This window comes from Nocardia spongicola (genome assembly GCF_047200775.1).
Classification (GTDB): Bacteria; Actinomycetota; Actinomycetes; order Mycobacteriales; family Mycobacteriaceae; genus Nocardia.
Genome location: NZ_JBJZOO010000001.1, coordinates 710,794 through 736,988, shown reverse-complemented (window position 1 = coordinate 736,988; position 26,195 = coordinate 710,794). Strand labels below are relative to the sequence as shown.

At 66.2% G+C, this 26,195-nt stretch carries 26 protein-coding genes; 18 read left to right on the top strand and 8 right to left on the bottom strand.

What is annotated here, in order from left to right:
- The first annotated feature begins 79 nt into the window (after positions 1-79).
- The 5 genes from dop to pafA all read left to right on the top strand — a co-directional run bounded on the left by dop (position 80) and on the right by pafA (position 5,187).
- Complete coding sequence (dop, locus tag ACL02S_RS03160) at positions 80-1,579, top strand: depupylase/deamidase Dop (RefSeq protein WP_412800722.1); 1,500 nt, start codon at positions 80-82, stop codon at positions 1,577-1,579.
- Positions 1,580-1,786: 207 nt separating this feature from the next.
- Positions 1,787-1,981: a ubiquitin-like protein Pup gene (locus tag ACL02S_RS03155; RefSeq protein WP_014986166.1), complete on the top strand. Its 195-nt coding sequence runs from the start codon at positions 1,787-1,789 to the stop codon at positions 1,979-1,981.
- Positions 1,978-2,832, top strand: coding sequence for a proteasome subunit beta (prcB, locus tag ACL02S_RS03150; RefSeq protein ID WP_412800721.1), 855 nt, complete (start codon positions 1,978-1,980; stop codon positions 2,830-2,832). Before ACL02S_RS03155 ends, prcB begins: the two co-directional genes overlap by 4 nt.
- Before the next feature lie 2 nt (positions 2,833-2,834).
- Positions 2,835-3,602, top strand: a complete 768-nt coding sequence (gene prcA, locus ACL02S_RS03145) for a proteasome subunit alpha (RefSeq protein WP_412800720.1) — start codon at positions 2,835-2,837, stop codon at positions 3,600-3,602.
- Positions 3,603-3,828: 226 nt separating this feature from the next.
- Positions 3,829-5,187, top strand: coding sequence for a Pup--protein ligase (pafA, locus tag ACL02S_RS03140; RefSeq protein WP_412800719.1), 1,359 nt, complete (start codon positions 3,829-3,831; stop codon positions 5,185-5,187).
- A gap of 40 nt (positions 5,188-5,227) precedes the next feature.
- Here the strand turns inward: pafA and ACL02S_RS03135 are convergent, their stop codons facing one another.
- Positions 5,228-5,533 carry an MTH1187 family thiamine-binding protein gene (locus tag ACL02S_RS03135; RefSeq protein WP_412800718.1) on the bottom strand — a complete coding sequence of 102 codons (306 nt, stop codon included), beginning with the start codon at positions 5,531-5,533 and terminating at the stop codon, positions 5,228-5,230.
- Between the two features lie 90 nt (positions 5,534-5,623).
- Between ACL02S_RS03135 and ACL02S_RS03130 the strand changes: the two genes are divergently transcribed.
- The 7 genes from ACL02S_RS03130 (at position 5,624) to ACL02S_RS03100 (ending at position 13,706) form a co-directional block, all read left to right on the top strand.
- Positions 5,624-6,619, top strand: a complete 996-nt coding sequence (locus ACL02S_RS03130; RefSeq protein ID WP_412801088.1) for a helix-turn-helix transcriptional regulator — start codon at positions 5,624-5,626, stop codon at positions 6,617-6,619.
- A 37-nt stretch (positions 6,620-6,656) separates the two neighbouring features.
- A complete protein-coding gene (locus ACL02S_RS03125) occupies positions 6,657-7,652 on the top strand; it encodes a helix-turn-helix transcriptional regulator (RefSeq protein ID WP_412800717.1) in 996 nt (331 codons plus the stop codon).
- A complete protein-coding gene (locus ACL02S_RS03120; protein ID WP_412800716.1) occupies positions 7,652-8,701 on the top strand; it encodes a 2-dehydropantoate 2-reductase in 1,050 nt (349 codons plus the stop codon). The genes ACL02S_RS03125 and ACL02S_RS03120 overlap by 1 nt, the downstream gene beginning before the upstream one ends.
- A 64-nt stretch (positions 8,702-8,765) precedes the next feature.
- Positions 8,766-9,053 carry a Sec-independent protein translocase subunit TatA gene (gene tatA / locus ACL02S_RS03115; RefSeq protein WP_412800715.1) on the top strand — a complete coding sequence of 96 codons (288 nt, stop codon included), beginning with the start codon at positions 8,766-8,768 and terminating at the stop codon, positions 9,051-9,053.
- Between the two features lie 98 nt (positions 9,054-9,151).
- The gene (gene tatC / locus ACL02S_RS03110; protein ID WP_412800714.1) at positions 9,152-10,105 is read left to right on the top strand and encodes a twin-arginine translocase subunit TatC; all 954 of its coding nucleotides are present in this window, start codon (positions 9,152-9,154) and stop codon (positions 10,103-10,105) included.
- A 3-nt stretch (positions 10,106-10,108) separates the two neighbouring features.
- Complete coding sequence (locus ACL02S_RS03105; protein ID WP_412800713.1) at positions 10,109-12,811, top strand: DEAD/DEAH box helicase; 2,703 nt, start codon at positions 10,109-10,111, stop codon at positions 12,809-12,811.
- A 118-nt stretch (positions 12,812-12,929) separates the two neighbouring features.
- The gene (locus ACL02S_RS03100) at positions 12,930-13,706 is read left to right on the top strand and encodes a DUF4333 domain-containing protein (RefSeq protein ID WP_412800712.1); all 777 of its coding nucleotides are present in this window, start codon (positions 12,930-12,932) and stop codon (positions 13,704-13,706) included.
- A 180-nt stretch (positions 13,707-13,886) separates the two neighbouring features.
- Here the strand turns inward: ACL02S_RS03100 and ACL02S_RS03095 are convergent, their stop codons facing one another.
- Positions 13,887-14,852: a 5'-3' exonuclease gene (locus ACL02S_RS03095; RefSeq protein ID WP_412800711.1), complete on the bottom strand. Its 966-nt coding sequence runs from the start codon at positions 14,850-14,852 to the stop codon at positions 13,887-13,889.
- 81 nt (positions 14,853-14,933) lie between these two features.
- Here ACL02S_RS03095 and ACL02S_RS03090 point away from each other — a divergent pair, with 81 nt between their 5' ends.
- Positions 14,934-16,061 carry a M24 family metallopeptidase gene (locus ACL02S_RS03090; protein WP_412800710.1) on the top strand — a complete coding sequence of 376 codons (1,128 nt, stop codon included), beginning with the start codon at positions 14,934-14,936 and terminating at the stop codon, positions 16,059-16,061.
- On the opposite strand, the gene ACL02S_RS03085 is transcribed toward ACL02S_RS03090, so the two are convergent.
- Positions 16,048-16,494 carry a TIGR03618 family F420-dependent PPOX class oxidoreductase gene (locus ACL02S_RS03085; RefSeq protein ID WP_412800709.1) on the bottom strand — a complete coding sequence of 149 codons (447 nt, stop codon included), beginning with the start codon at positions 16,492-16,494 and terminating at the stop codon, positions 16,048-16,050. The two genes, ACL02S_RS03090 and ACL02S_RS03085, sit on opposite strands and share 14 nt — an antisense overlap.
- 111 nt (positions 16,495-16,605) lie before the next feature.
- Here ACL02S_RS03085 and dprE2 point away from each other — a divergent pair, with 111 nt between their 5' ends.
- The 4 genes from dprE2 (at position 16,606) to ACL02S_RS03065 (ending at position 20,097) form a co-directional block, all read left to right on the top strand.
- Positions 16,606-17,361 (top strand): decaprenylphospho-beta-D-erythro-pentofuranosid-2-ulose 2-reductase, encoded by a 756-nt coding sequence (dprE2, locus tag ACL02S_RS03080; RefSeq protein WP_412800708.1) that lies wholly within the window; start codon positions 16,606-16,608, stop codon positions 17,359-17,361.
- The gene (gene cbiE, locus ACL02S_RS03075) at positions 17,358-18,614 is read left to right on the top strand and encodes a precorrin-6y C5,15-methyltransferase (decarboxylating) subunit CbiE (protein ID WP_412800707.1); all 1,257 of its coding nucleotides are present in this window, start codon (positions 17,358-17,360) and stop codon (positions 18,612-18,614) included. Before dprE2 ends, cbiE begins: the two co-directional genes overlap by 4 nt.
- Positions 18,615-18,730: 116 nt before the next feature.
- On the top strand, positions 18,731-19,348 hold the full coding sequence (locus ACL02S_RS03070; protein WP_412800706.1) for a DUF8020 domain-containing protein: 618 nt from the start codon (positions 18,731-18,733) through the stop codon (positions 19,346-19,348).
- On the top strand, positions 19,345-20,097 hold the full coding sequence (locus ACL02S_RS03065) for a cobalt-precorrin-6A reductase (RefSeq protein WP_412801087.1): 753 nt from the start codon (positions 19,345-19,347) through the stop codon (positions 20,095-20,097). The genes ACL02S_RS03070 and ACL02S_RS03065 overlap by 4 nt, the downstream gene beginning before the upstream one ends.
- Before the next feature lie 49 nt (positions 20,098-20,146).
- Here the strand turns inward: ACL02S_RS03065 and ACL02S_RS03060 are convergent, their stop codons facing one another.
- The 4 genes from ACL02S_RS03060 to ACL02S_RS03045 all read right to left on the bottom strand — a co-directional run bounded on the left by ACL02S_RS03060 (position 20,147) and on the right by ACL02S_RS03045 (position 23,562).
- Positions 20,147-20,719 carry a PadR family transcriptional regulator gene (locus ACL02S_RS03060; protein ID WP_412800705.1) on the bottom strand — a complete coding sequence of 191 codons (573 nt, stop codon included), beginning with the start codon at positions 20,717-20,719 and terminating at the stop codon, positions 20,147-20,149.
- A gap of 117 nt (positions 20,720-20,836) precedes the next feature.
- The gene (locus tag ACL02S_RS03055; protein ID WP_412800704.1) at positions 20,837-22,408 is read right to left on the bottom strand and encodes a precorrin-2 C(20)-methyltransferase; all 1,572 of its coding nucleotides are present in this window, start codon (positions 22,406-22,408) and stop codon (positions 20,837-20,839) included.
- Positions 22,405-23,040 carry a precorrin-8X methylmutase gene (locus tag ACL02S_RS03050; protein ID WP_412800703.1) on the bottom strand — a complete coding sequence of 212 codons (636 nt, stop codon included), beginning with the start codon at positions 23,038-23,040 and terminating at the stop codon, positions 22,405-22,407. Before ACL02S_RS03050 ends, ACL02S_RS03055 begins: the two co-directional genes overlap by 4 nt.
- An 84-nt stretch (positions 23,041-23,124) precedes the next feature.
- Positions 23,125-23,562: an Lrp/AsnC family transcriptional regulator gene (locus ACL02S_RS03045; RefSeq protein ID WP_412800702.1), complete on the bottom strand. Its 438-nt coding sequence runs from the start codon at positions 23,560-23,562 to the stop codon at positions 23,125-23,127.
- A 134-nt stretch (positions 23,563-23,696) separates the two neighbouring features.
- On the opposite strand from ACL02S_RS03045, the gene ddaH reads away from it, so the two are divergent.
- Positions 23,697-24,542: a dimethylargininase gene (ddaH, locus tag ACL02S_RS03040; protein WP_412800701.1), complete on the top strand. Its 846-nt coding sequence runs from the start codon at positions 23,697-23,699 to the stop codon at positions 24,540-24,542.
- A 191-nt stretch (positions 24,543-24,733) separates the two neighbouring features.
- Here the strand turns inward: ddaH and ACL02S_RS03035 are convergent, their stop codons facing one another.
- Complete coding sequence (locus tag ACL02S_RS03035) at positions 24,734-25,930, bottom strand: ferredoxin-like domain-containing protein (protein ID WP_412800700.1); 1,197 nt, start codon at positions 25,928-25,930, stop codon at positions 24,734-24,736.
- Positions 25,931-26,195: the final 265 nt, after the last annotated feature.

Here is a 26,195-nt window from a genome sequence, read left to right as displayed (position 1 = left end):
TAAGTACCACCTGCGGTATGACATTCAACTCCGCCGGTCGTGACCGAATAGGCCGGGTGCGTCGCCTAGGCTCGACATCATGCAGCGCATCATCGGAATAGAGGTCGAATACGGCATCTCGACCCCGACCGAGCCGTCGGCCAACCCGATTCTCACCTCGACCCAGGCAGTACTGGCCTATGCCGCGGCCGAGGGGGTGCCGCGCGCGAAGCGCACCCGCTGGGACTATGAGGTGGAGTCGCCGTTGCGGGACGCACGCGGATTCGATCTGAGCCGGATGAACGGTCCCGCTCCGGTGATCGATGCCGACGAGGTCGGCGCGGCCAATATGATCCTCACCAATGGCGCGCGGCTCTACGTCGACCACGCCCATCCGGAATATTCCGCACCCGAGGTCACCGATCCGCTGGATGCGGTGATCTGGGACAAGGCAGGCGAGCGGGTGATGGAGGCCGCCGCACGGCACGCTTCCAGCGTGCCGGGGGCGCCGCGGCTGCAGTTGTACAAGAACAACGTCGACGGCAAAGGCGCTTCCTACGGTACGCACGAGAACTACCTGATGAGCCGGGAGACGCCGTTCAACCAGATCATCGCCGGACTCACGCCGTTCTTCGTGTCCAGGCAGGTGGTCTGTGGCTCGGGTCGGGTCGGTATCGGCCAGTCCGGTGACCACGCCGGTTTCCAGTTGTCCCAGCGCTCGGACTACATCGAGGTCGAGGTCGGCCTGGAGACCACGCTCAAGCGGGGCATCATCAACACCCGCGACGAACCGCATGCCGACGCCGACAAATACCGCAGGCTGCACGTCATCATCGGCGATGCCAATCTGGCCGAGATGTCCACCTATCTGAAGGTCGGCACCACAGCCTTGGTGCTCGATCTGATCGAGGCGGGCGAGGATCTGTCGGATCTGCAGCTGGCCCGTCCGGTCACCGCGGTGCACGCGATCAGTCACGACCCGACGCTACGGGCGACGGTCGCGCTCACCGACGGGCGTGAGCTCACCGGCCTCGCATTGCAACGTGTCTATCTGGACCGGGTGATCAAGTTCGTGGACCGCACCGGCAATGACGATGCGCGCGTGCACGACATCATCGAGAACTGGGCGATGGTCCTCGATCTGCTCGAACGCGATCCGATGGAATGCGCGCATCTGCTCGATTGGCCTGCCAAGCTGCGTCTGCTGGAGGGGATGCGCAGCAGGGAGGGGCTCGGCTGGGCGGCCCCCAAACTGCATCTGATGGACTTGCAATATTCGGACGTGCGCTTGGACAAAGGGCTCTACAACCGCTTGGTCGCGCGTGGTTCGATGAAGCGGTTGGTCACCGAACAGCAGGTGCTCGATGCCATGACCAATCCGCCGACCGATACCCGTGCCTACTTCCGTGGTGAGTGCCTGCGTCGATTCGGTGCCGATATCGCGGCGGCCAGCTGGGATTCGGTGATCTTCGACCTGGGCGGGGACTCTCTGGTCCGCATCCCCACCCTGGAGCCGCGGCGCGGTACCAAGGCGCATGTCGGCAGGCTTCTCGACGGTGTCGACACCGCCGCCGACCTCGTCGAGCAGCTCACCACATGACACCGGACCGATCGGCGACAGGTCGCGGTGCGGCGGCAGCGGATCAGGTGGCGCGGCGGTAGCGGATCGGACACAGCGCGGCCGCAAAACAAGCACACGGTCGATGCTGGTGGGTAGTGTTGAAGGACGAGCACGGACAATGCTCATGATCGGGGCCGTGCTCACGTTGGGTTCCGATCATGATGAAGACAGAGGAGGTCGGCTGCCATGGCACAAGAGCAGACCAAGCGCGCCGGGGGTGGCGACGAGGACGAGGGGCCCGACGGTGTGGACGCCGCCGGTCAGGAACGCCGGGAGAAGCTGGCGGAGGAAACCGACGACCTGCTCGACGAGATCGATGACGTGCTCGAGGAGAACGCCGAGGACTTCGTCCGTGCGTACGTGCAGAAAGGTGGCCAGTGACAGTCGGTGACCCCTCGCGTCTCCACTTGGGGTACGCCTTGTCATCCTTCTCCGAGTATTTGCGTATGCATGCCCCGGATCTCTTGCCGACCAATGGATTCGGAACGAGTGCCGCCGGGATTCCCGGCGGCACTCCAGCGCGGGACATCGCACCGCACGGCACCACTATCGTCGCGGTCGGTTACCGGGGCGGTGTGCTGATCGCCGGCGACCGGCGTGCCACGCAGGGAAATCTGTTGGCCAGCAGGGATATCGAGAAGGTCTACATCACCGACAGCTATTCCGCGGCGGGTATCGCGGGCACCGCGGGTATGGCGGTGGAGATGGTGCGGATCTTCGCGGTGGAGCTAGAGCACTACGAAAAGCTGGAGGGCGTGCCGCTGACCTTCGACGGTAAGGCGAACAAACTGTCGAAGATGGTGCGGGAGAATCTTCCTGTGGCGCTACAGGGTCTGGCGGTGGTGCCGATGCTGGTCGGTTACGACCTCGACGCCACAGATCCGGACCGGGCAGGCCGTATCGTGTCGTTCGATGTGGTGGGTGGCCGCAGCGAGGAACGTTTCGGATACGCCGCGGTCGGTTCCGGTTCGACGTTCGCGAAATCCGCGTTGAAGAAGTTGTACGCCAAGGGAATCGATCAGGATCGCGCGCTGCGGATCGCTGTCGAGTCCTTGTTCGACGCGGCCGATGACGATACCGCGACGGGTGGCCCGGATCTGGTGCGCGGTATCTTCCCGACGGCGATCGTCGTCGACGCGGAAGGCGCGGTCGAGGTGCCGGAATCGCGGCTCGCGGAGTTCGCCCGCGCGGTCGTCGCCGACCGTGCGGCCGCCGAAGAGGGGAGCGCCTGATCATGACACTGCCGTACTATGCGTCGGCCGAACAGATCATGCGCGACAAGACCGAGCTCGCGCGCAAGGGCATCGCCAGGGGCCGCAGTGTCGTCGTGCTGGTCTACGACAAGGGTGTGCTGTTCGTCGCCGAGAATCCTTCCGCGACCTTGCACAAAGTGAGCGAACTCTACGACAGGGTCGGGTTCGCCGCGGTCGGCAAGTACAACGAGTTCGAGAATCTGCGCAGGGGCGGCATCTTGCAGGCCGATCTTCGCGGCTATCAGTACGATCGCCGTGATGTCACCGGACGTGCCCTGGCCAATGCTTATGCGCAGACACTCGGCACGATCTTCACCGACCAGCTCAAGCCCTATGAGGTGGAGATCTGCGTGGCCGAGGTGGGGTATCCGGAGCAGGCCGAGCAATCGGTGCTGTATCGGATCACTTTCGACGGGTCGATCGTGGACGAGCGGGAATACGTGGTGATGGGCGGTACCACGGAGCCGATCGTCACCGCGTTGAAATCCTCGTACCAGCCGGGTCTCGACCTGGCCGCCGCGATCGGCGTCGCGGTGCGCGCGCTCCAGGCGGGCGTGCCGGAGGGTACGGAGAAGGAGAAGCGGGTGCTCGGTGTGCACTCGCTGGAGGTCGCCACCCTGGAACAGGCGCGTCCGCGCCGGGCGTTCCGGCGAGTCAACCGCACCGTGCTCGAGCGTTTGCTCAGTTCTTCGCCATCGGATGAGACGAAGAACAGCGATCCGGAGGACGGAGGCTCTTCGGTGGAGTGATCTCTCCGGAGCGCGACACAGTATCCGGCTCCCGGTGATCCACGAGCGGCTTCCCGTTCGTGGATCACCGGGGTTCGGTGTGATACGGGGGTGCAGATCCTCCGGTCCCACCGGGGTGCGGAGTGGGTAAATTCCGGCGAATCGGGCCAAATCGTTGTGAAGACGTATGCATATGGGTTGTCCGGAGCGCCACGCAAGTCCATGACATGGCTGTAATGTCGGTAGTGTGCAGCGACGAATCATGGGGATCGAGACCGAGTTCGGTGTGACATGCACCTTCCACGGTCACCGTCGGCTGTCCCCCGACGAGGTGGCCCGGTACCTCTTCCGCCGGGTGGTGTCCTGGGGCCGTAGCTCGAACGTGTTCCTCCGCAATGGTGCCCGGCTCTATCTGGATGTCGGATCACATCCGGAGTACGCGACCGCGGAGTGCGACAGCCTCGCGCAGTTGGTGACCCATGACCGGGCTGGTGAGCGGGTTCTCGAAGAGTTGCTTATCGATGCCGAGCAGCGTCTTGCCGAGGAAGGTATCGGTGGCGATATCTACCTGTTCAAGAACAACACCGACTCCGCGGGCAATTCCTACGGCTGCCATGAGAACTTCCTCGTGGTTCGCGCGGGGGAATTCTCCCGGATCTCGGATGTGCTGCTGCCGTTTCTGGTGACTCGCCAGTTGATCTGCGGTGCGGGCAAGGTACTGCAGACGCCGAAGGCCGCCACCTTCTGCTTGTCGCAGCGCGCCGAGCACATCTGGGAGGGTGTCTCCTCGGCGACGACCCGGTCGCGCCCGATCATCAATACCCGCGACGAGCCGCACGCCGACGCCGAGAAGTACCGCCGTCTGCATGTGATCGTCGGGGACTCGAATATGTCCGAGACCACCACCATGCTCAAGGTCGGCACGGCGGCCCTGGTACTGGAGATGATCGAGGCAGGCGTCTCGTTCCGCGATTTCGCCCTGGACAATCCGATCCGGGCCATCCGCGAGGTCAGCCATGACTTGACCGGGCGGCGACCGGTCCGGCTGGCCGGCGGCAGGCAGGCCAGTGCGCTGGACATCCAACGTGAGTACTACGCCAGGGCGGTGGAGCATCTGCGCAACCGCGAGCGCGATCCACAGATCGACCAGGTGGTCGATCTGTGGGGGCGCACTCTGGACGCGGTCGAGGCGCAGGATTTCGCGAAGGTCGATACCGAGATCGACTGGGTGATCAAGCGCAAGGTGTTCCAGCGTTATCAGGATCGTTACGGCATGGAACTGTCCGATCCGAAGATCGCTCAGCTGGATCTGGCCTATCACGACATCAAACGCGGACGTGGCGTATTCGACCTGCTGCAGCGTAAAGGCCTGGCCAAACGGGTCACCGAAGATGATGCCGTGGACGCCGCGGTAGACACTCCGCCCCAGACCACGAGGGCCAAGCTGCGCGGCGATTTCATCACCGCCGCGCAGGAGGCCGGGCGCGACTTCACGGTGGACTGGGTGCATCTGAAGCTGAACGACCAAGCGCAGCGCACCGTGCTGTGCAAGGACCCGTTCCGCTCGGTCGACGAGCGGGTGGAACGCCTGATCGCCTCGATGTGACGCCGGGTTATCGGCTGGTATCGGACAGCGTTCCCGACTGTCAGTTCTTCCGGTCCTCCGCCAGGTAGCGCTCGACCGTCGCCACTTTGGCGGTCATCGCGTCGGTGACACCGGGGCGGATATCGGCCTTCAGTACCAGGCTGCACCGTGGCGCGACCGCGAGGATCGCATCGGTCGCCTGTTTCACCACGGCCATCACCTCGTCCCATTCGCCCTCGATAGTGGTGAACATGGCATCGGTGCGATTGGGTAGCCCACTGGCCCTGACCACCCGGACCGCCGCACTGACGGCCTGCCCGATCTCGTCGCCGGTGCCGAGCGGGGTGACGGAGAAAGCGACGATCATAGATCGATGATGCTCGCGCGCACAGCGGCCGCGCAACCGAATCGCGCGCCGCCGCGCGGTGCTGCCGTCGCGCCGGTTACCCTCTACCGGGTGGCGATATCCAAGGTCGAGCGGCTGATGAATCTGGTCATCGCGCTGTTGTCGACCCGGCAGTTTCTCACCGCTGAGCGCATCAGGGACAGTGTGGGCGGATATGCGGACTCCACCAGCGACGAGGCGTTCAGCCGGATGTTCGAGCGGGACAAAAGCGAGCTGCGTGATCTGGGTATTCCGCTGGAAGTCGGACCGGTGAGCCGGTACTCCACGGTCGAGGGCTACCGGATCAACCGGGATGCCTACGAACTGCCGGATATCGGTTTGACCGACGAAGAGGCCGCGGCGGTCGCGGTGGCCGTGCAGATGTGGGAATCACCCGAACTGGCCGCCGCCGCGGAGGGTGCCCTGCTCAAACTCCGTGCGGCCGGTATCCATGTGGAGACCGACGCCGCCGTGGCCTCGGTACCCGCCGTACCCGCCCGTGCTCGTGGTTCGGAACCGGTGCTCGGCAAGTTGCTCACCGCGATCGACGCGGGCAGAGCGGTGCGATTCGAGCATCGTGGCGCGACCAACGGCCCCTACCTGATGCGCGATGTCGAGCCATGGGGTGTGGTCACTCACCGCGGCCGCTGGTACCTGGTCGGGCACGATCGGGATCGGGACGCGGTCCGCAGTTTCCGATTGTCCCGGATCGGCGACGAGGTGACCCCTTATGGTCCGCGCAATGTCGTCCGTAAGCCCGACGGGGTAGACCTGCGAGCTATTGTCGACCAAGTGACCAGTACGGCACCGGTCAGCGGTGCGGCCACGGTATGGGTGGCCAAGGGGCGTGGACGTGAGATCCGCAGGCTCGGCCAGGTGACCGGTACACGGACGCTCGGCGGTCGCGACGGCGCTGTGGTGCAGCTGCCGATTCGGTCCAGGAACTGGCTGGCCCGGCTCATCACCGGCCTCGGTCCCGACGCGGTGGTTCTCGCGCCCGCGGAGCTCAGGGCCGATGTCATCGCGCGGCTGCGCTCGGTGTTCGATCACACGGAGGTGCGGGCATGAGGGTAATGCGAATACCTGTGACGGGTGGTGCGCCGCGGTGAGTTCCCGGCTGTCGGTACGCCTTTCCCGGCTGCTGAACATGATTCCCTATTTCATCGCGCATCCAGGTATCAGCGCCGCCGAGGCCGCCGCCGAACTGGGCGTGACCACCAAACAGTTGATGAGCGACCTCAATCAGCTGTGGATGTGCGGGCTGCCCGGTTACGGCCCTGGTGATCTGATCGACCTGTCGTTCTCCGAGGAGAGCATCGAGGTCACCTTCTCCGCGGGTATCGACCGGCCGCTGCGGCTGACCTCGACGGAAGCGACTGCGCTACTGGTGGCGCTGCGCTCGCTCGTCGATCTGCCCGGTATGGTCGATCCGACTGCGGCACACGCGGCCATCGCCAAGATCGAATCGGCCATCGCGGGCGGGTCGATATCCGCCGAGAGTGTTGGATCACGCGCATTGCCGCAGGAGGCACCCGCCGTGACCGCGGTGCGATCGGCGCTGGCACGCGGTCGTGCGGTGCGCTTGGTGTACTACTCCGCCAGTCGCGATGCGGTGTCCGAACGTATCGTCGACCCGATTCGCATCCTTTTGGTGGATGACAACAGTTATCTACAAGCCTGGTGCAGACAGGCCGAGGGAGTACGACTGTTCCGCTTCGATCGGATCGAGGCCGCGACCGCACTGGCCGAGGCGGCCCGGCCGCCCGCGCACGCCGCCGCGGCGACGGACGGGCTCGACCTGTTCCAGGATGATCCGGCGGTTCCTCTGGCGCGCTTGCGTATTCGCGCCGACTACGCGTGGGTGCTCGATCAATATCCGATGCGCAAGGTCGGGGTATATCCCGATGGCGACCTGGAAGTGACCATGCGGTTCGCCACCCTGGACTGGATGGCGCGTCTGTTACTCGGTTTCGGTGCGGGTGTCACCGCTCTCGATCCGCCCGGCCTGGTCGCCGCGGTGCGCGATCGGTCGGATGCCGCCTTGGCCGTCTACCGGGAAGCCGGATATCCACCGGGCCCGATGAGAACAGAGGAGGCATAGTGAGTGCACGGATCCTGGTACTCGGTGCGGGCAGTATCGGATGTTTCGTCGGTGGCAAGCTCGCGCTGGCCGGCGCGGAGGTCACCCTGGCCGGGCGGAAGCGGATGCTCGATGAGATCACCGCTTCGGGGCTGCGGCTGAGCGACCTCGACGGCGCGGACGACATGCTCGCCGCCGACCGGTTCCGGGTCGCTACCGGACCGGGGGAGGTCGGGCCGGTCGATCTGGTGCTCGTCGCGGTGAAATCCGCGGCCACCGCGGACGCGGTACGCGAATTCGCCGAGGTGATCCGGCCGGGCACCGTGGTGCTGAGCTTGCAGAACGGTATCGGCAACGATTCGGTGATCCGGGAGATCCTGCCGCACTGTGTGGTCTTGGCCGGCATGGTGATGTTCAACGTGGTGCATCATCCCGGTGGCCGCTTCCACCGCGGTACCGAGGGCGGCCTCGCGGTGCAGGATGATCCGGCGCTCAACCCGGTGCTGAGCGTGTTCGAGCGCGCCGGGCTCGGATTGCACCGATACCCGGAGCTGCGCCCGGTGCAGTGGGCGAAGTTGCTACTCAACCTCAACAACCCGATCAACGCGTTGTCCGGACGGTCGCTGCGCGATGAACTCGGTGATCGCGACTATCGCCGATGCCTGGCAGCGGCCCAGCGCGAAGCGCTCGCGGTGATGAACAGAGCGCGAATTCGCCCGGCTCGGCTGACCCCGCTACCACCCAGGGTGATGGCCGCGTTGCTGACCGTTCCCGACGGTCTGTTCCGGCGTTTGGCCGGGCAGGTGCTTGCCATCGATCCGATGGCGCGGTCGTCCATGGCAGATGATCTGGCACTGGGCAGGAAGACCGAAATCGCCTGGCTGTGTGGTGAAGTCGTCGGGCTGGCCACCGAAGTCGGGATGGCCGCGCCGGTGAATCAGCGGTTGATCGAATTGATCAACGCCGCCGAACAGGGTGACCGGCGCACCTGGACCGGTCCTGAATTGTTGGGCCGGCTGCGGGCCGCCGCGGCGGGCGGCCCGGCCGAACGCCGGGTAAACGAGCAGTGACGGCGCCATTCGCGCACTTCATGGTCCGGTAGCATCGAACCATCAGAGTCTTGGGAGGTAGATCATGGGCAGTATGAGCATCTGGCACTGGCTGATCGTCGCAGCGGTTTTCATCATGTTCTTCGGAGCGAAGCGGATGCCCGACGCGGCGCGTGGCCTGGGCCGATCGCTGCGCATCTTCAAGAGCGAGGTCAGTCAGATGCAGAGCGAGGGCAACACCTCGAACGCCGATACCTCGGCGCAGCAGCCCGCTGCCGCGCAGCCCGCTACGCAGTTGCCCGCCGCGCAACAGCCACCGCAGGCTCAGGCATCGCAGGTTACCGAGCCCCGCACCGAGCCGAAGTCGATCTGAGCGGATCAACTCCCACCGGGGTGAGCAGATACTCACTCCGGTCATAGTGCTGTTGCCGAGCTGAGCGAGGCACGTCAATCCAGGGGCTATCACCAACCATGCGAATCCCGTTCGATCCGCGGCGTAGTAAGCGCAGAACCAATCCCGACGGCACCATGTCGTTGGTCGAGCATCTGCAGGAGCTGCGCTATCGCCTTTTGGTCTCGATCGCGGCGGTGGCCGCCACCACCGTGCTCGGGTTTCTCTGGTACGAGTATTCGTTTCTCGGCATCGAGAGCCTCGGCGAGATCCTGCGGGGACCGTACTGCGCGCTTCCCGCCTCGACGCGTGCGGCGCTCAGTGCGGACGGCGCGTGCCGTCTGCTCGCCACCGCTCCGTTCGAGCAGTTCACGCTGCGGTTGAAAGTCGGTATGACCGCGGGCATCGTGCTCGCGGCGCCGATCTGGCTGTATCAGCTCTGGGCATTCATCACGCCGGGGTTGTATGTCAAGGAACGCAGGTACGCGGTCGGATTCGTGGCCTCGGGCACCGTATTGTTCGTCACCGGGGCGGTGCTGGCCTACGTCGTCATCGCGCACGCGTTGAGCTTCCTGCTGACCATCGGCGACAATGTGCAGATCACGGCGCTGAGCGGCACGCAGTACTTCGGGTTCATCATCAACCTGCTGATCATCTTCGGCGTCAGCTTCGAAACTCCGCTCCTGATCGTCGGATTGAATCTGGTGGGAGTGCTGACCTATCAGAAGCTCAAGGCGTGGCGGCGCGGAATCGTCTTCGGATTGTTCGTCTTCGCGGCGATCGTGACCCCACAGGACCCGTTCTCCATGCTGGCGTTGGCCGGTGCGCTGACCGTCTTGTTCGAGGTCGCCGTCCAATTCTCCCGGCTCAACGACTTGCGTCGTGCCCGCGCGGAACGTACGGGCTTGGGTGCGCTGTCCGATGAGGAAGCCTCCGAGCTGGAGGCGCCCGAATCCATCGCTTCCGCGGAGACGATCACGGCAGCCGAGGGGAAATCCGTGAGACCCGTATCGGATTACTCCGATACCCTCTGACGCGTGACAGATCATCGGTCGCAGCCGGACGAGTTGGCCGCATTCTCCGCCGAGCTGAAGTTCCAGCTGGACCCGTTTCAGCGCGATGCCTGTGTGGCTCTAGCGGAGGGCCACAGTGTCCTGGTCTGCGCTCCGACCGGTGCTGGCAAGACCGTCGTCGGTGAATTCGCTGTGCACTTGGCGCTGGCCACCGGCGGGAAATGCTTCTACACCACACCGATCAAGGCGCTGTCGAACCAGAAGTTCGCCGACCTCACCGAACGTCATGGACGTGAGAACGTCGGGCTGCTGACCGGAGATCAGTCGATCAACCCCGACGCGCAAACGGTCGTGATGACCACCGAGGTACTGCGCAATATGCTGTACGCCTCTTCGGACGCGCTACGCGGTCTGGCGTATGTCGTGATGGACGAGGTGCACTACCTGGCCGATCGATTCCGTGGCGCGGTGTGGGAAGAGGTCATCCTGCACCTACCGCCGGATGTGCGATTGGTCAGTTTGTCGGCCACCGTCAGCAATGCCGAGGAGTTCGGCGCCTGGATGGAGACCGTGCGTGGCGATACCGCGGTGATCGTCGACGAGACGAGGCCGGTGCCACTGTGGCAGCACGTCATGGTCGGGCGGCGGATGTTCGACCTGTTCGATACGAAGTCCACCGAGCAGAAGGTGCTCGTCCACGAAGACCTGGTGCGGTTCATCCGGCATCGGGAAGCCGCCGACCGGATGAATGGGTGGGGCGCCACACGCAACGGCCGCGGTGGGCCCCGGCGTAACTTCCGACCGCTGCCACGACATGAGGTGCTTGCCGAGCTGGACAGCGAGGGCCTGCTGCCCGCGATCACGTTCATCTTCAGCCGAGCGGGGTGTGATGGAGCCCTGGCCCAGTGCCTGCGTTCGCGGCTGGACCTCAGCGGAGCGGACCAGCACGATGCGATCGACGCGATCATCGATAAGCACACCGGGGATCTGCCGAAGCCGGATCTGGAGGTGCTCGGTTATTGGGAGTGGCGGGAGGCGCTGCACCGGGGCTTGGCCGCACACCACGCGGGCATGCTGCCCGCGTTCCGGCACACCGTCGAGGAACTGTTCGTCAATGGGCTGGTGCGCGCGGTCTTCGCCACGGAGACGCTGGCGCTCGGCATCAATATGCCCGCCCGTACCGTTGTGCTGGAGCGGCTGGTCAAATTCAACGGCGAATCGCACGCGGAGCTCACCCCGGGGGAATACACCCAGCTGACCGGGCGGGCGGGGCGGCGCGGTATCGACGTCGAGGGCCACGCGGTCGTGCTGTGGCAGCCCGAGGTGGACACCAGCGCGGTCGCCGGTCTGGCTTCCACTCGCACCTATCCGCTGCGCAGTTCGTTCCGGCCTGGCTACAACATGTCGATCAACCTCATCGACCGGATGGGTGCCGAGGAGTCGCGTGCCCTGCTGGAACGGTCGTTCGCCCAGTTCCAGGCCGATCGTTCGGTGGTGGGGCTGGTGCGTGGTATCGAACGCAACGAGGGCGCGCTACGTAAGCTACGCGCTCAGCTGGGCGGTACGGACGGCGGTTTCCTGGACTATCTCGCCCTGCGTGAACGGATCAAGCAGCGGGAACGCCAGCTGGCTCAGCAGAGCCGCGCCGATCGACGCGGCGCGGCGGTGGATGCGCTCGTGGCCTTACGTCGTGGCGATGTAGTGGCTATTCCCTCCGGACGTCGTGCCGGTCTCGCGGTGATCCTGGAGCCGGACGCGACGCCGGGAGATCCACGACCATTGGTGCTCACCGAGGACAAATGGGCCGGCCGGATCTCGGTGGCCGATTTCCCGGTCCCCGCCGAGGCGCTCGGGCGTATGCGGTTACCACGCCGAGTGGACCATCGGACCGCGCGTATTCGCCGCGATCTGGCCTCGGCGCTGCGCAGTACCGGAATCTCGGTGCCTGGCAGGTCGCGGCGCGGCAAACGCGCTACCGCGGCCGACGACCGGGAACTGGCCACACTACGTCGTAGTCTGCGCGCACATCCGGCACACACCAGGCCCGATCGGGAACAGCTTGCCAGGATCGGTGAGCGGTACAACCGATTGCTCCGGGAAACCGAGGCGATGCGTCAGAAGGTCGCCGCGACCACCAACTCGCTGGCGCGTACTTTCGATCGAATCGTCGATCTGCTGGACGAACGCGGATTCGTGCACGCCGGTGAGGTCACCGCGGACGGGCGCAGGCTGGCTCGTATCTACACCGAGAGCGACCTCGTGGTGGCCGAATCTCTACGCAAGGGATTGTGGCGGGGCCTCGGCCCCGCCGAGCTGGCCGGCGTGGTGTCGATCCTGGTATTCGAATCCCGTCAGGAAGGCGGGTATCTCGGCCCGAGTGGTCCGACGGCGCCGATCCGGCGAGCAGTCGGCGCGACCATCGGCGTGTGGTCGGAACTGCGATCGGATGAAGCGCGGCATAAACTACCGCCGACCAGAGAGCCGGATCTCGGCTTTATCGACGGGATCTATACCTGGGCGCGCGGTGACGGGCTGGCCGATTCATTGCTCGCTGGCGGCGATCAGGGTGCACCGCTGTCCGCGGGCGATTTCGTGCGTTGGTGCAGGCAGGTGATCGATCTGCTCGAGCAGATCCACAACACCGCCGACGACTCCGAGATCGCCACAACGGCGGCCAAGGCGGTACGGGCGATCCGACGGGGTGTCGTCGCGGTGGACGCCGCGTAGTCGATTCGGTTGTGATTTGATTTCTTTCGCTTCCCGACCGTGACAGAGTGGGCCGTGCGATGCGGCCGGCGCGGGGGGTGGTTACCGTGTGTAGAACGATGCGAGTGGAGGCAAAGAGATGAGCGGCCCTTACGGACCGAAAGACCTCGGGGAGGGACGCAACGATCCCACCCAGCAGTGGGGTGCGCCGCAACCGGCGGAAGGACCAGGTGCCGCGCAGCAGTGGGGTGCGCCGCAACCACAGGGTGGTCCCGCTGCCGCGCAGCAGTGGGGTGGTCAACCGCAGCAACCGGCTCCGCCGCCCCAGCAGTGGGGGGAGCAACCGCAGCAGCAACAGCAGTGGGGACAGCCGCCCGCGCAGGGACAGCAGCAGTGGGGTGGTCAACCGCAGCAACCGGCTTCGACTCCGCCGCCTCAGCAGTGGGGGGAGCAACCGCAGCAGCAACAGCAGTGGGGACAGCCGCCCGCGCAGGGGCAGCAGCAGTGGGGCCAGCAGCAGGGATGGGGCGGTCAGCCGCCGCAGCAGCAGTGGGGTCAGCAACCGCAGTGGGGTGCCCCCACTGCCCAGCTCCAGCCGCAGGGCGGTAAAAGCAAGGGGCTGGTGATCGGTCTGTCCGTGTTCGGTGTCGCGGTAATCGGTGCGATCGTCGCGCTGGTGCTGATGCTGACCGCCACGGACGAACTGGATCAGGCCGCGGTTCAGGACGGTGTGCAGAAGGTGCTGTCGGACTCCTACGGCATCCAGGATGTCAGCGATGTTTCGTGTCCGGCGGGGCAGCAGGTGACGATCGACGCTACGTTCGAGTGCACCGTGAAGGTCGGTGGTGAGGACAAGAAGGTGTCGATCAAGATCACCAAGGAGGACGGCACCTACGAGGTCGGTCGTCCGAGCTAGGGCCTGTCCGGTACATCCATGGTGTGTGGGGCGCGTAACCGGAGCCCGATTGCCGCGACCTCGATCCCGCCGAGGCAGCTGCCGGTCCCGAAATCGGCAGCTGCGATAGGCGGCATTACGGCAGCGATACTGAGGCGGTAGCCCAGTGCACGGGATTCTCAGAGCCTCCGGCGCATCGGATCAGGCAGTGCGCGCACCGAGCGCCGTGATCAACCGCGTCACCGGGCTCTCGGCGTTGTAGGCGGTGCCGAGTGCCCGTAGTCCCTCCGGGTCGGCGGGTTCGGTGGGGAGGACATCGGAGCGCGAGAGCGTCACATCCGCATCACGCACCACCCGGACGACCTGTGCGGCGGCTTGCAGATAGTCTGCGGCGGTACGGAGTCGGGCCCTGGTCCCCTTGGCCAAGTCGGCTTCGGGATCTTCGACGGCGGCGCACAGTGCGTCGAGCGAACCGAAACGGGAAATGAGCGCGGACGCGGTTTTCTCACCGATACCGGTGACCCCGGGCAGACCATCGGAGCTGTCGCCACGCAACGTGGCCATATCAGCGTATGCCGGTCCCGTATTCTCCAGCGGCACACCGTATTTCGCCGCGACTTCGGCAGGGCCGAAAAGTTCCGCCTTGGCCAGGCCGCGGCCGACATAGAGGACGCGCACCCGCGGTGCGGGCTCGTCGCGTACGAGCTGTAGCAGATCGCGGTCGCCGCTGACCACGATCACCTCGTCGGTGCGCTCCCTGGTGGCCAGGGTGCCAGCCACATCGTCGGCTTCCAGGCCCGTTGCGCCACCGGTCGCGATGCCCGCCGTCTCCAGTACCCGCAGGATCATCTCGACCTGCGGGGTGAGGGTGGCTGGTACCGCTTCGGCGCCTGCCGCGGCCGCCTGCGAGGTATCGAGACGGTGTGCTTTGTACGACGGGACCAGATCGACGCGATAGGCGGGCCGCCAGTCCAGATCCAGGCAGACCACCAGCCTGCTCGGCGTGTATGTGGTGATCAGCGCGGCCACCATATCGACGAAACCGCGTAATGCGTTGACCGGCCTGCCATCGGGCGCGGTGATCTTGTCGGGGATGGCGTGAAAGGCACGGAACCATAAACTGGCTCCATCGATCAACAGCAGGGGCCCACCGGCAGCACAGGTCACGGGCTGAAGATTACGCGCACGCACGGACAGCGTCGCATGATGTTCGGTATCCATCGATGAGCGGCGGGTAACGTCGGACGAATGAGCGCGCATACGGATTCCAGGTTCGAAGCAGATGTCTACCGTGCTCGGCTGGAGCGGGCGGTGGAGCAGATGCGGGCCGCCCATTTGGATGCCTTGTTGATCACTCCAGGAGCGGACCTGCGTTATCTGATCGGGTCGGCGGCCGAGTCGTTCGAGCGGTTGACCTGTTTGGTGATCCTGGCGGATGGGGCGACACCCTCGGTGGTGATCCCGAAACTGGAGCTGGCGGCACTCGATGGCTCGGCGGCGGGTGAACTGGGACTCCAAGTGCTGGACTGGGTCGACGGAATCAACCCGTACGCCCTGGTGAAGTCGGCATTGCATGTCGGCTCCAGGGTGGCTGTCGCCGATGCCATGCCCGCACTGCACTTGCTGCCGCTGGCCGAATCGTTCACCGGTCTGCCGGTATCCGCCACTCCGGTACTGCGTGAACTGCGCATGATCAAGGATCAGGCCGAACTGGACGCGCTGCGCCGGGCGGGTTCGGCGATCGATCGGGTGCACGCGCGGATGGGGGAGTTCTTACAGGTCGGCCGTACCGAGGCCGAGGTCGGCGCCGATATCACGGCCGCGATCGTCGCGGAGGGGCATACCGAGGCGGCGTTCGTCATCGTCGGCAGCGGTCCGCACGGCGCCGAACCACACCATGAGGTCTCCGAACGACGGATCGAGGCCGGGGATGTGGTGGTCGTCGATATCGGCGGCCCGGTCGAGCCCGGCTACTATTCGGACTCCACCCGCACCTACGCGCTGGGTGAACCCGGTGCGGAGGTGGCCGCTCGATACGCCGAACTCGAGCGGGCCCAGGCGGCGGCGGTCGCGGCGGTCCGCCCTGGCGTCACCGCGGCCACGGTGGACGCCGCGGCGCGAAACCCTTTGACCGAGGCGGGTTTCGGTTCGGCCTTCCTGCACCGCACCGGCCACGGGATCGGTCTCTCGGTGCACGAGGAGCCCTATATCGTCGCGGGCAACGACCTCGTCCTGCAGCCGGGTATGGCGTTCAGCGTCGAGCCGGGCATCTACTTCCGCGGTGCGTGGGGTGCGCGTATCGAGGACATCGTGATCGTCACGGCCGACGGCAGCGAGTCCGTGAACAACCGGCCGCGTGGGCTCACGATTCTGTGATCGTCGTTCCTTCCGGCTGTGCCGGTGCGGGCGGTGCGACGAGGGATCTGCTGGACAGGACGCGCTCGACCTGGATGGCGATCACCACTCGGGTCGGATTCTTCCTCGGCACGCGGTAGCGGTTGGTGTACCGCGCGACCGCCTCGGCGACGTCGGCCGCGTCGTCGAGGACGGTGGCGGGACCCTCCAAAGTGATCCATCGGGCACCGTCGACTTGACTGACCGCCGCGTACCCCGAACGGCGCACATTGCGTACCTTCACCGAACCGCCGTCGGTGATGACACGCGCGATTCCCCGTTCCTGGTCCCAGGTGAACCCCACCGCCACCACATGAGGGGTACCGTTCGCGCGCAAAGTCGTCACGGTCGCGAGATGTCGCTCGGTGACGAACTCGAGGGCCACCGGCGACAGCGGAGCAGTACTTGTCGGCATCCAATGACCGTAGCTCTCGCTGCGGGCGCCCCATCAGCCCGGCCTTCGGTATGCCGCAGGCGCGGGGCCCTCGGCGCCGTGTCCCGCGCGGGCCGATGACAGACTGTGCGGATGGGAACGCGTGAGTTGGCGGGCGGGGCTGTGCTGCTGCTGGGCGGGCGCAGCGAGATCGGGCTCGAGGTGGCGCGGCGGCTGGCACCGGGGCGAGAGGTGATTCTCGCGGCCCGCCGCAGCCATGACCTGGAGGTCGAGCGCATGTCGATCGTGGACGCCGGTGCGCGTACCGTGCACACGGTCGAGTTCGATGCCGACGATATCGCCGGTCATCCGGCGCTGCTGGAGAAGATCGTCGCCGAGCACGGGCGGATCGGCATCGCGGTCCTCGCGTTCGGTGTGCTCGGGGAACAGCACCGCGCCGAACGAGATCCCGCCCATGCGATGGCGATCCTGCACACCGACTTCGTCGCCCAGGCCAGTGTGCTCACGGTCTTGGCGAATCTGCTGCGCGCACAGGGGGAGGGGCAGCTCGTGGTGTTCAGTTCGGTGGCAGGCGTGCGAGTCCGGCGGGCCAACTATGTCTACGGATCGGCCAAGGCCGGGCTCGACGGCTTCGCCGGTGGCCTGGCGGATGCGTTGCACGGTAGCGGTGTGCATCTGTTGCTGGTTCGGCCCGGGTTCGTCATCGGGCGGATGACCGAGGGGATGTCCCCGGCTCCGTTCTCCAGTACCCCGAGTCAGGTCGCTGATGCCGTGGTCGAGGGTTTGCGCAGGCGCGCGGGCCGCGTGTGGGTGCCGCGGATACTGCGACCGCTGTTCTTCGTCCTGCGCATGCTGCCGCAACCCATCTGGCGCCGGATGCCGCGGTGAGGGCAGCCGTACCGGTTCCGTGGCAGGGACCGCCGATCGCGGTTGTCGGGATCGGTGCCGATGGCTGGGACGGCCTCACGCGCGCCGCGAGGGAGGCCATCGGCGATGCCGAGATCCTGTACGGTTCCGCCCGGCAGCTCGCACTCGTCCCGGATACGGTGGTGGCGACCAGGGTGCGCTGGCCCACACCGCTGGTGCCTGCGCTGCCCGAATTGTTCGAGCGGTATGCCAGCGCCCGGCTATGCGTTCTGGCCAGCGGCGATCCGATGTTCTTCGGGATCGGAGTCACGCTGGCCCGGCTGCTCGGCGCACCGGCGCTGCGGGTACTGCCGCAGCCGTCGTCCGCTTCGCTGGCCTGTGCTCGGCTCGGCTGGCCGCTGGCGGAGACACCGGTGGTGAGTGTGGTGGGGCGTCCGGTGGAGTCGGTACTGCCCGAATTGGCCGAGCACCGGCGCTTGCTGGTACTCAGCGCCGATGAGCGCACCCCGCGTGAGCTGGCGCGGCTACTGGGACACCACGGTTTCGGGGACTCCGAGCTGATCGTCCTCGAACAACTCGGCGGTCCGGCCGAACGGCTCGACACGGGGATCGCGAAGCGATGGGAACGGCCGCCGGGTGATCCACTGAACATCGTCGCGATCAGCTGCGTAGCAGATCGGGATCGGCCGCGCGCTACCCGCTTCCCCGGCCTGCCGGACGAATTGTTCTGTGGTGACGGCCAGCTCACCAAACAGGAAGTCCGTGCGCTGACGATGGCAGCGCTGGCGCCATCTCCAGGAGAACTGCTGTGGGATATCGGCGGCGGATCGGGCAGTATCGCGATCGAATGGTGTCGTGCGCATCCGGATAATCGCGCCATCACCTTCGAGCGGCTCGCGCGTCGACGGCAGCAGATCACCGACAATGCCGCCGCACTCGGGGTCCCGCAGATCCTGATCCACGGCGAGTTACGCGCCGAGACCGTCGGTGACATCGAATCCGACGCGCCCGACGCGATCTTCGTCGGTGGCGGTCTGACTCAGGATGGCGTGCTAGAGACATGCTGGACGCGACTACGACCCGGCGGCAGGCTCGTCGCGAACGCGGTGACGGCCGAATCGGAATCCGTGCTGCTCAGCTGGGTGGCCGCGAAAGGTGGTGCGCTACGGAAGTTTCAGATCTACCGTGGCGAGCCGCTCGGATCTTTCACCACATGGCGGCCGCAGCTTCCGGTGGCGCAGTGGTCGGTGGTGAAGAGCAGTGGTCGGCGGTGAAGAAGTGAATCGCCGATCCGGAATCATCCGACAATGGGTGAACACGGTGCCACCGACGGGGTAGGGTCTGGGCCGAGTCCGACTCGATCGGAGAACCGATTCCTGTTGGGAGATAGATGAGATACAAGAAGCTCGCGGCGACCGCATTGCTCGCTGTCGCCGCTACCGGGGTCACCGCGGGTACCGGCTATGCCGCGCCCGCCCCACCCGTAACGCAGGACCGGACTGTCATCGCATCGAAGATCACAGGTTCGGAAAACGGCGTCGACTATGTGCTAGAGCTTGCCGACACCGGTAAATCCGTGGTCGCGGGCGTGACCGGCGGTGCGTTCCGGGTCGACGCCGACCGGCAGTCGGTCATCATGACCAATTCGGCGGGGGAGGTCCTCACGACGATCCCGCTCACCATGACAGCAGGCGGACAACAGGTCCGGGTCGCCGCGGAGATCACGGACGCGGACACCAGGCTGATGCTGACCCCGCAACTGACCCCGACCGCCGACGCACCGTCGACCGCCGAGTTCGTCGGCGCGCAGGAGTGGTTCTTCGCCGAATTGCAGCGAGCCTCGCTCGGCGCCCTGGTCGGTGGCCTGATCGGTGGCCTGATCGGCCTCGTCTTCTTCGTTATCGGCGTCGTACCAGGTGCTGCGCTCGGTGCGTTGATCGGTCTCGCTGTCGCAGGCGGGCCTTCGCTACTGAACGCGGGAATCGCCTACTTCAGCGGACAGCCCTGAGAATTCTGCTGCTCGGCGGCACCAGGGAAGCGCGGGAGCTGGCCCATATCGCTTCCGGCGAGCGAGGATTCGAGATCATCTCCTCGCTCGCCGGTCGCGTCCGCGCACCACTGTTGCCCGCCGAAGGTGCGGTCCGAGTGGGTGGTTTCGGTGGTGCGGAGGGATTGCGTGCCTGGCTCGCGGATAACGAGGTAGCCGCGATAGTGGATGCCACTCATCCGTTCGCGGCGGCGATCACTGCCAACGCGGGCACAGCCGCACGTGCCGCAGGGGTGCCGCTGCTGCATCTACGCAGGCCGGGATGGCACGAGCGAACCGGGGATCGGTGGATCCGGGTGCCCGATCTCCCCGCGGCCGCGGCGGTGACAGCGACGCTCGGTGTACGGGTATTCCTGACGATCGGCCGCCAAGGTGTTGACGCGTTCGCCGGGCTGGCTCGGCAGTGGTTCCTGATCCGTGCCATCGATCCGCCGGAAGGTCCGCTGCCGCCGCGGCACGAAATACTCCTCGCTCGTGGACCTTTCGCCGTCGAGGACGAAGCGCGACTGATCGCCGCACAGCGGGTGGATGTGCTCGTCACCAAAGACAGCGGCGGCGACCAGACCGAAGCCAAACTGGTGGCCGCTCGCGCGGCGGGTATCCCGGTTGTCGTCATCGAACGCCCGCCCCTGCCAGAGGGCGCGGAAACCGTGCAGACCATCGCTCAGGTAATGGGCTGGCTGCGTGCGCTGCGAGCCGCGCACGGGTGATCTCGACCGCGAAGAGCGCCGAGCCGGAATACCGTGGGGCGGTCGGCGCTCAGTTGTCGAGCAGTTCAGGGCTGTCGAGCAGTGCGGGCAGTTGGTCGAACCACTCCAGTACGGCCCGCTCGTAGCGGATCCCGAAATCGAGTGTGGCGCGGGCGAAGGCCGATTTCTCTATGGGTTCCTCGGTGAGGTACCGGGCGAGCCGTTCCTGATGGAGCTCACGATTGGCTGCGATGAGACCGTCGAGCCGTTCGCGATCGAGATGCTCCCCGAACGAGAGGGTGAGCAGCAGCGGCGCCCGGATAGTTTCCCCACCGAGATCGCGAGCGATCCATTCACGGAATACTTCGCGTCCCGCGGCGGTGATGTGATAGGGCGTCCGCTCGCGGGCGCCGACTTCCCCCTTCTCGACCAGTCCTGCCGCGTCCATGATGTTGAGCTCGCGATAGACCTGGCTCTGGGTGATCGTCCAGAAGCCGCCGATCCGGTTCTGGGCTTCGGTCACCAGATCCCATCCCGACATGGGGCCTTCGTGTAGGAATCCGAGCAGTGATGCCGCTGTCGAGTTCAGTGGCTTGCGGGTGGCCGCGGTCTTGGTCAACGCCTGCTCCCTTCGCTCTGACATTCCATAGTGGAATGTTGCCGGAACGGGTATACCTGCCCGCCCGGCCGAAGCGGGCATGCTCTGCGTGATGACTCGTTCCGGTCGTATGCGGTTTCGATCGAGCTGCGTCCGCAGATCCTACGCGTCACCGGGCGCTGTGTCCGGTGTCCGGCTGTAGTGTCGGGATGTGTAGACCCGGATGCCCTGACCCGTTTCGAATGCCGTTGTGGTGGACGCGCCGATGATCAGCAGTGTGCGCATGTCCACGTCGGCGGGGTCGAGATCGCCGAGTGTCACCACCCGGACCGATTCGGTCGGTCCGCCGACGTCCCGCCCGAGCACCACGGGCGTGCCGGGTTTGCGGTGCTCCAGCAGCAGGTCCCGCATCGCGCCGACCTGCCAGGTGCGCTGCGATGATGCCGGATTGTAGATCGCGATGGCCATATCCGCCGCCGCGGCCGCCGAAAGGCGTTGTGCCACCACATCCCACGGCTTGAGCCGATCGGACAGTGAGATCATCGCGTAGTCGTGCCCCAGCGGTGCGCCGACCCGGCTCGCTACGGCGTTGGCCGCGGTGAGCCCGGGCAGCACGCGCACAGGAACTTCCCGCCACCGGGGGTCCTCGGCTTCCGCGAGAACGGCCGCCGCCATCGCGAAGACGCCGGGATCCCCCGAGGAGACGACCACGACCTTGGCGCCCCGTTCGGCCAGGTCCAGAGCCATCACGGCGCGCTCGGACTCCACCCGGTTGTCGCTGGCATGGCGACGTTGTCCTCGACGTCGCGGCACCCGGTTCAAGTAGGTGGTGTAGCCGACCAGATCGGTGGCCTCGGTCAGCGCCGAGCGCACCTCGGCGGTGGTCCACTCCGGTGCGCCTGGACCGAGTCCGACGACCACGACTTCGCCGCCGTCGTGGTGCGCGGACTGTGTGCCGGGCACCTGCCTGCCTGCCGCCGAATCCGGTTCGGTGCGGGGTGGCGGCGCGGCCGTCGCCGGGCCGGGAACGAGGGTGATCGCGAAATAGGGCACCTCGGCGTCGTCGACCGCGTCGGCGGGCAGGACGCGTTGCTCGGTGGTGCTCGCTCGCTCGATGTAGTAGGCGTCGGCAAGCCGTCCGGAATCCGAAAGAGCTCGGCGGACACCGGGATAGGTCCGGCCGAGCTTCATAATCGCGGCAGCGTCGGTGGTCCGTAACCGGCGGGTGAGCTCATCGACCGGCAAGGTACCCGGCAACACGGTGAGCACCTGCTCGCCCTCGACCAGTGGGGTGCCCAATGCGGCCGACGCTGCGCTGACCGAGGTGACACCGGGGATGATCTCGGTCTCGAATCGGTCGGCCAAGCGCCGGTGCATATGCATATACGAGCTGTAGAACAGCGGGTCGCCCGCGGCGAGCAAGGCGACCGAACGGCCCGCGGCCAAGTGCTCGGCCAGCCGTTCGGCAGCCTGCTGGTAGAACTCGTCGATCGCGCCCCGATAACCGCCGGGATGTTCGGTGGTCTCGGTGGTCACCGGGTAGACGAGGTGCTCTTCCAGCTGGCCTGGGCGCAGGTACGGTGCCGCGATGCGGCGGGAGATACTGCGGCCGTGGCGCGCACTGTGGAACGCGATGACATCGGCTGCCCCGATCACCTTGGCCGCCTTGACCGTGACCAGTTCGGGATCGCCGGGGCCGAGCCCGACACCCCATAATTTCCCCGGAACGCTCACTGCTGTTCGCTCGCGATCGCGTTCACCGCGGAGGCGGTGATAGCGCTGCCACCACGCCTGCCGCGCACCGTGAGGTATTCGATGCCGCCGGTATCGATCAGCGCGTCCTTGGATTCGGCGGCTCCGATGAACCCGACCGGTATACCGAGGACAGCTGCGGGGCGCGGGGCGCCGTTCGCCAGCAGATCGAGCAGATGGAACAGCGCCGTCGGGGCGTTGCCGATCGCGACGACGGCGCCTGCGAGCCGGTCGCGCCACAGCTCCAGCGCGGCGGCGGAGCGGGTGGTGCCCATGGCCGCGGCCAAATCCGGTACCCGCGGATCGGTGAGCGTGCACAGTACTTCGTTATCCGCGGGGAGGCGTTTCCTGGTCACCCCCGCGGCGACCATGGTCGCGTCACACAGAATCGGCGCACCCGCCCTCAACGCGGTACGCGCGGCGGTGACCACGCCGGGTGAGAAGGCGATGTCCTCGGCGAGATCCACCTGGCCACAGCCATGGATCATCCGCACAGCCACCTGTGCCACATCCGTGGGGAACCTGCTCAGATCGGCCTCGGCATGGATTGTCGCGAACGAGCGACGGTAGATCTCGGCTCCGTCGGTCAGACAGCGGGCACGTACCTCGGACATGCGGTCCACCTTATGGGCCGGGGGACGGGCGGGTCGGCTCGGGTCACGGGGAGCGGGGCAGTGGACCGGGGCCGGTGCGCCGGTTCAGGTCCGTGGACGTTCGAGCAGCCGGGACATGACGATCGAGCTCCTGGTGCGCCCCACACGCGCGTTCTCCCTGATCCGTTCCACCGTCACCTCGATCTCGGCCATATCGGTGGCTATCACGTGCACCAGCGCATCGGCCTCTCCCGCAATGGTCCACACCCCGACTACCTGCGGGATCGGTTCCAGACTGCGTTTGAGTTCGGCGGGGGAGATGTTGTCGCGGTAGTAGACCTCGACGTACGCCTCGGTCTTCCAGCCGAGCGCGGCCGGATTGACCAGTGCGGTGAACCCGGTGATCTGTTTGTTCGCCACCAGGCGGTCGACCCGGCGTTTCACCGCGGGCGCGGACAGCCCGACCGCGCTGCCGATCTCCTGAAAAGAGGCCCGTGCGCGTTGCAGCAGCTGTTCGAGGATTCGCCGATCGAGGTCGTCCATGTCACTTCTCTCCGGTGGTATGCAACAAAGAGCTATTTTTCTACCCGAATGCACAATGAATCATTGTTTCTAGCGCAACAGTAGGCGATTTACCGTCGTGACGACCGAAGGTTTCCTCACCCCTTGGAGTCCCATTGACGTCCGTAGCCCCACTCCACGTCGAGTCCGCCTCGCCTCGCTGGTCGCCGCGCCGGTTCGTCATGTGCCGTCCCGACTATTTCGACGTCACCTACTCGATCAATCCCTGGATGAATCCCGCCGAGCCGGTCGACCGCTCGCGCGCGATCGAGCAGTGGGAGCTGCTGCGCACTATCTACGCGGACTATGGGCACACCGTCGAGGTGGTGCCCGGTGTTCCCGGCTTACCGGATATGGTGTTCGCCGCCAATGGCGGGTTGATCATCGGAGAGCGCGCGATCTCGGCGCGCTTCACCCACCCGGAACGCGCCGCCGAAGGCCCGGCCTATCACCGCTGGTTCGCCCGGCTCGGTTTATCGGGTCTGGTCGCCGCTGCGGAAGTGAACGAGGGCGAAGGCGATTTTCTCCTGGTCGGCGACCGGCTCTTGGCGGGTATGGGATTCCGTAGCTCGCCCTCCGCACACGCGGAGGTCTCCCGACATTTCGGTCTGCCCGTGGTGTCCCTGGAACTGGTCGATCCGCGCTTCTATCACTTGGATACGGTGCTGCTGCCGCTTGGCGGCCGCACCATCGCCTATTACCCGCCCGCCTTCAGCCAGGCATCTCGCGCGATACTCGCCGAGCTCTACCCGGATGCGATCACGGCCACCGAAGCAGACGCGGTGGTACTCGGATTGAACGGTGTCTGTGACGGGCACACCGTATTCCTCAGCAGTCGCGCAACCGATCTGCACGAGGCGTTGTGCGTTCGCGGCTATCACCCGGTCGGGATCGAGATGTCCGAGTTGCTGAAGGCAGGCGGCTCCGTCAAATGCTGCACTCTCGAAATCCACGACAGGTAAGAGCCGACCACCTGACTGTCCCCGGCGCGGTTACCCCACAGCAGGGACCGCAACGCCGCCACGACGATCTCTGCTGTGGCGGAATAGGTCCGCACCAGCATCGATGGTGTGAGATACGTGGATAACCACCTCTGGGTCGGTGATCCGGTTGCTGTCCGAGCCGAGAATCTCTGCCCCAGGCGGGAGGACCGTCAACCGATGCGGTACCCCGTGCTGGTGGCCACGATATCGGTGACCACCCCGCGGGGGCGGCCGCAGCGGCGATCGCAGCCGGACCAGTGTTGCCGACCACCCACCGCGATATCCGACGCGGTGGGTGGTAGTACTTCCGATGCTCCGGTGTCAGGAGCGGTCTCGACGGGTAATACCCGTCCCGCGTCGACCGCCTCCGCCGCATCGGCACGGACATCGGCGTGCGATTTCGCGCACCCCGGCAGTCCGGCACAGGCGCTGACCAGGAGCCAGGGAGAATCGGCGTCGAAGATCATGCCCATCGGGGCCAGTACTCGTACTACCTGCTCGGCGGCCCATTCGGTCAGATCGGTGATCACCAGACTGCGCCAAGGGGTGGCGAAGATGGGTCGTTCGATCGCGGCGAGGAACTCGGCGGTGCGGGCGGTCACCGAGCCGAGGCGCGCACCCGCACCGAGGCTGACCAACCCGTTGTCCTGCGCCAGCCATCCGATCGGCGTCGGTTGCGTCGCAGCGAGCTCGAGCCGATCGGCGGTAGCGGGCAGCCCGAGGAGAGCGATCAGGCGTTCGGCGCCGTTCTCGATATCGTGTAGCCGCCAGTGGCCGGCATCGTCGCCGCGTAGCTCGAGGAAACCGTGTGCGGCGGCGAGCATGACCTCGACCGCATCGGTGGCCGGGAGCCGGATTCCGCTGTCGCCGCCCGCCAGGAGTACCGCGAACTCGTCGGCGCCGAGGGCATGGATCCCGATATCGGCGCCGAGTCCGCTGACATCGCCGCGTCCGTCGTCGAGGGTGAACAGCATCCGGCCGGGCAGTTCGGCCAATCGCGGCGCACCACGCAGCCCGGTGTCCAGCGCCGCGACCAGCGGGTGGATATCGGTCGATCCGCCGATCCGTCCGGACAGCGGCGAAGCGATGATATTGCGCACTCGTTCGTGGGTGCGGCTCGGTAACAGGCCGACGGTCGTCAGCCGGTCGGTCAGCGCGTCCGCATCGCGTACCCGGCGCAGTTGAACATTGCCCCGCGAGGTGAGCTCGATATTTCCGTCCCCCACCGCGTGCGCGGCTTCCGCGAGCGCCTGCCACTGCGCGGGCTCGAGCAGTCCGCCGGGCACCCGGATCCGCGCCAGCGGTCCATCGGCCGCCTCGTGTAGCCGCAAGACGCCTGGACAGGAATCAGGTACACCTCGTGTCATATCTGGTTCAGCCTACGGACCCATGGCAGGCGCGGAATACGCGGTCGGTTGCCGGACGGGCAGAGTGGTCGGACGCCTGCGGAGAGACCGTCGGCCTTCCTGTCCGACGGGAAGCGAATCCCTTGGAAACAGGAACCACCTCGGCACCACAGAGCGGCGCGGGAGGAGTCCAGGTCGTTCACGGCCGGGAAGACACCGATCGAAGTGCGGACGATGCCGGGAGTGTAGGCCGGATGCGGGGCCGGGCCCGGCCCCGCAGGCGGGT

Excerpts from the sequence above, each read along its gene's own strand:
- dop (WP_412800722.1), top strand. The coding sequence starts at position 80 with ATGCAGCGCATCATCGGAATAGAGGTCGAATACGGCATCTCGACCCCG.
- ACL02S_RS03155 (WP_014986166.1), top strand. The coding sequence starts at position 1,787 with ATGGCACAAGAGCAGACCAAGCGCGCCGGGGGTGGCGACGAGGACGAG.
- prcA (WP_412800720.1), top strand. The coding sequence starts at position 2,835 with ATGACACTGCCGTACTATGCGTCGGCCGAACAGATCATGCGCGACAAG.
- ACL02S_RS03135 (WP_412800718.1), bottom strand. The coding sequence starts at position 5,533 with ATGATCGTCGCTTTCTCCGTCACCCCGCTCGGCACCGGCGACGAGATC.
- tatA (WP_412800715.1), top strand. The coding sequence starts at position 8,766 with ATGGGCAGTATGAGCATCTGGCACTGGCTGATCGTCGCAGCGGTTTTC.
- tatC (WP_412800714.1), top strand. The coding sequence starts at position 9,152 with ATGCGAATCCCGTTCGATCCGCGGCGTAGTAAGCGCAGAACCAATCCC.
- ACL02S_RS03100 (WP_412800712.1), top strand. The coding sequence starts at position 12,930 with ATGAGCGGCCCTTACGGACCGAAAGACCTCGGGGAGGGACGCAACGAT.
- ACL02S_RS03090 (WP_412800710.1), top strand. The coding sequence starts at position 14,934 with ATGAGCGCGCATACGGATTCCAGGTTCGAAGCAGATGTCTACCGTGCT.
- ACL02S_RS03085 (WP_412800709.1), bottom strand. The coding sequence starts at position 16,494 with ATGCCGACAAGTACTGCTCCGCTGTCGCCGGTGGCCCTCGAGTTCGTC.
- dprE2 (WP_412800708.1), top strand. The coding sequence starts at position 16,606 with ATGGGAACGCGTGAGTTGGCGGGCGGGGCTGTGCTGCTGCTGGGCGGG.
- ACL02S_RS03070 (WP_412800706.1), top strand. The coding sequence starts at position 18,731 with ATGAGATACAAGAAGCTCGCGGCGACCGCATTGCTCGCTGTCGCCGCT.
- ACL02S_RS03060 (WP_412800705.1), bottom strand. The coding sequence starts at position 20,719 with ATGTCAGAGCGAAGGGAGCAGGCGTTGACCAAGACCGCGGCCACCCGC.
- ACL02S_RS03050 (WP_412800703.1), bottom strand. The coding sequence starts at position 23,040 with ATGTCCGAGGTACGTGCCCGCTGTCTGACCGACGGAGCCGAGATCTAC.
- ACL02S_RS03045 (WP_412800702.1), bottom strand. The coding sequence starts at position 23,562 with ATGGACGACCTCGATCGGCGAATCCTCGAACAGCTGCTGCAACGCGCA.
- ACL02S_RS03035 (WP_412800700.1), bottom strand. The coding sequence starts at position 25,930 with ATGACACGAGGTGTACCTGATTCCTGTCCAGGCGTCTTGCGGCTACAC.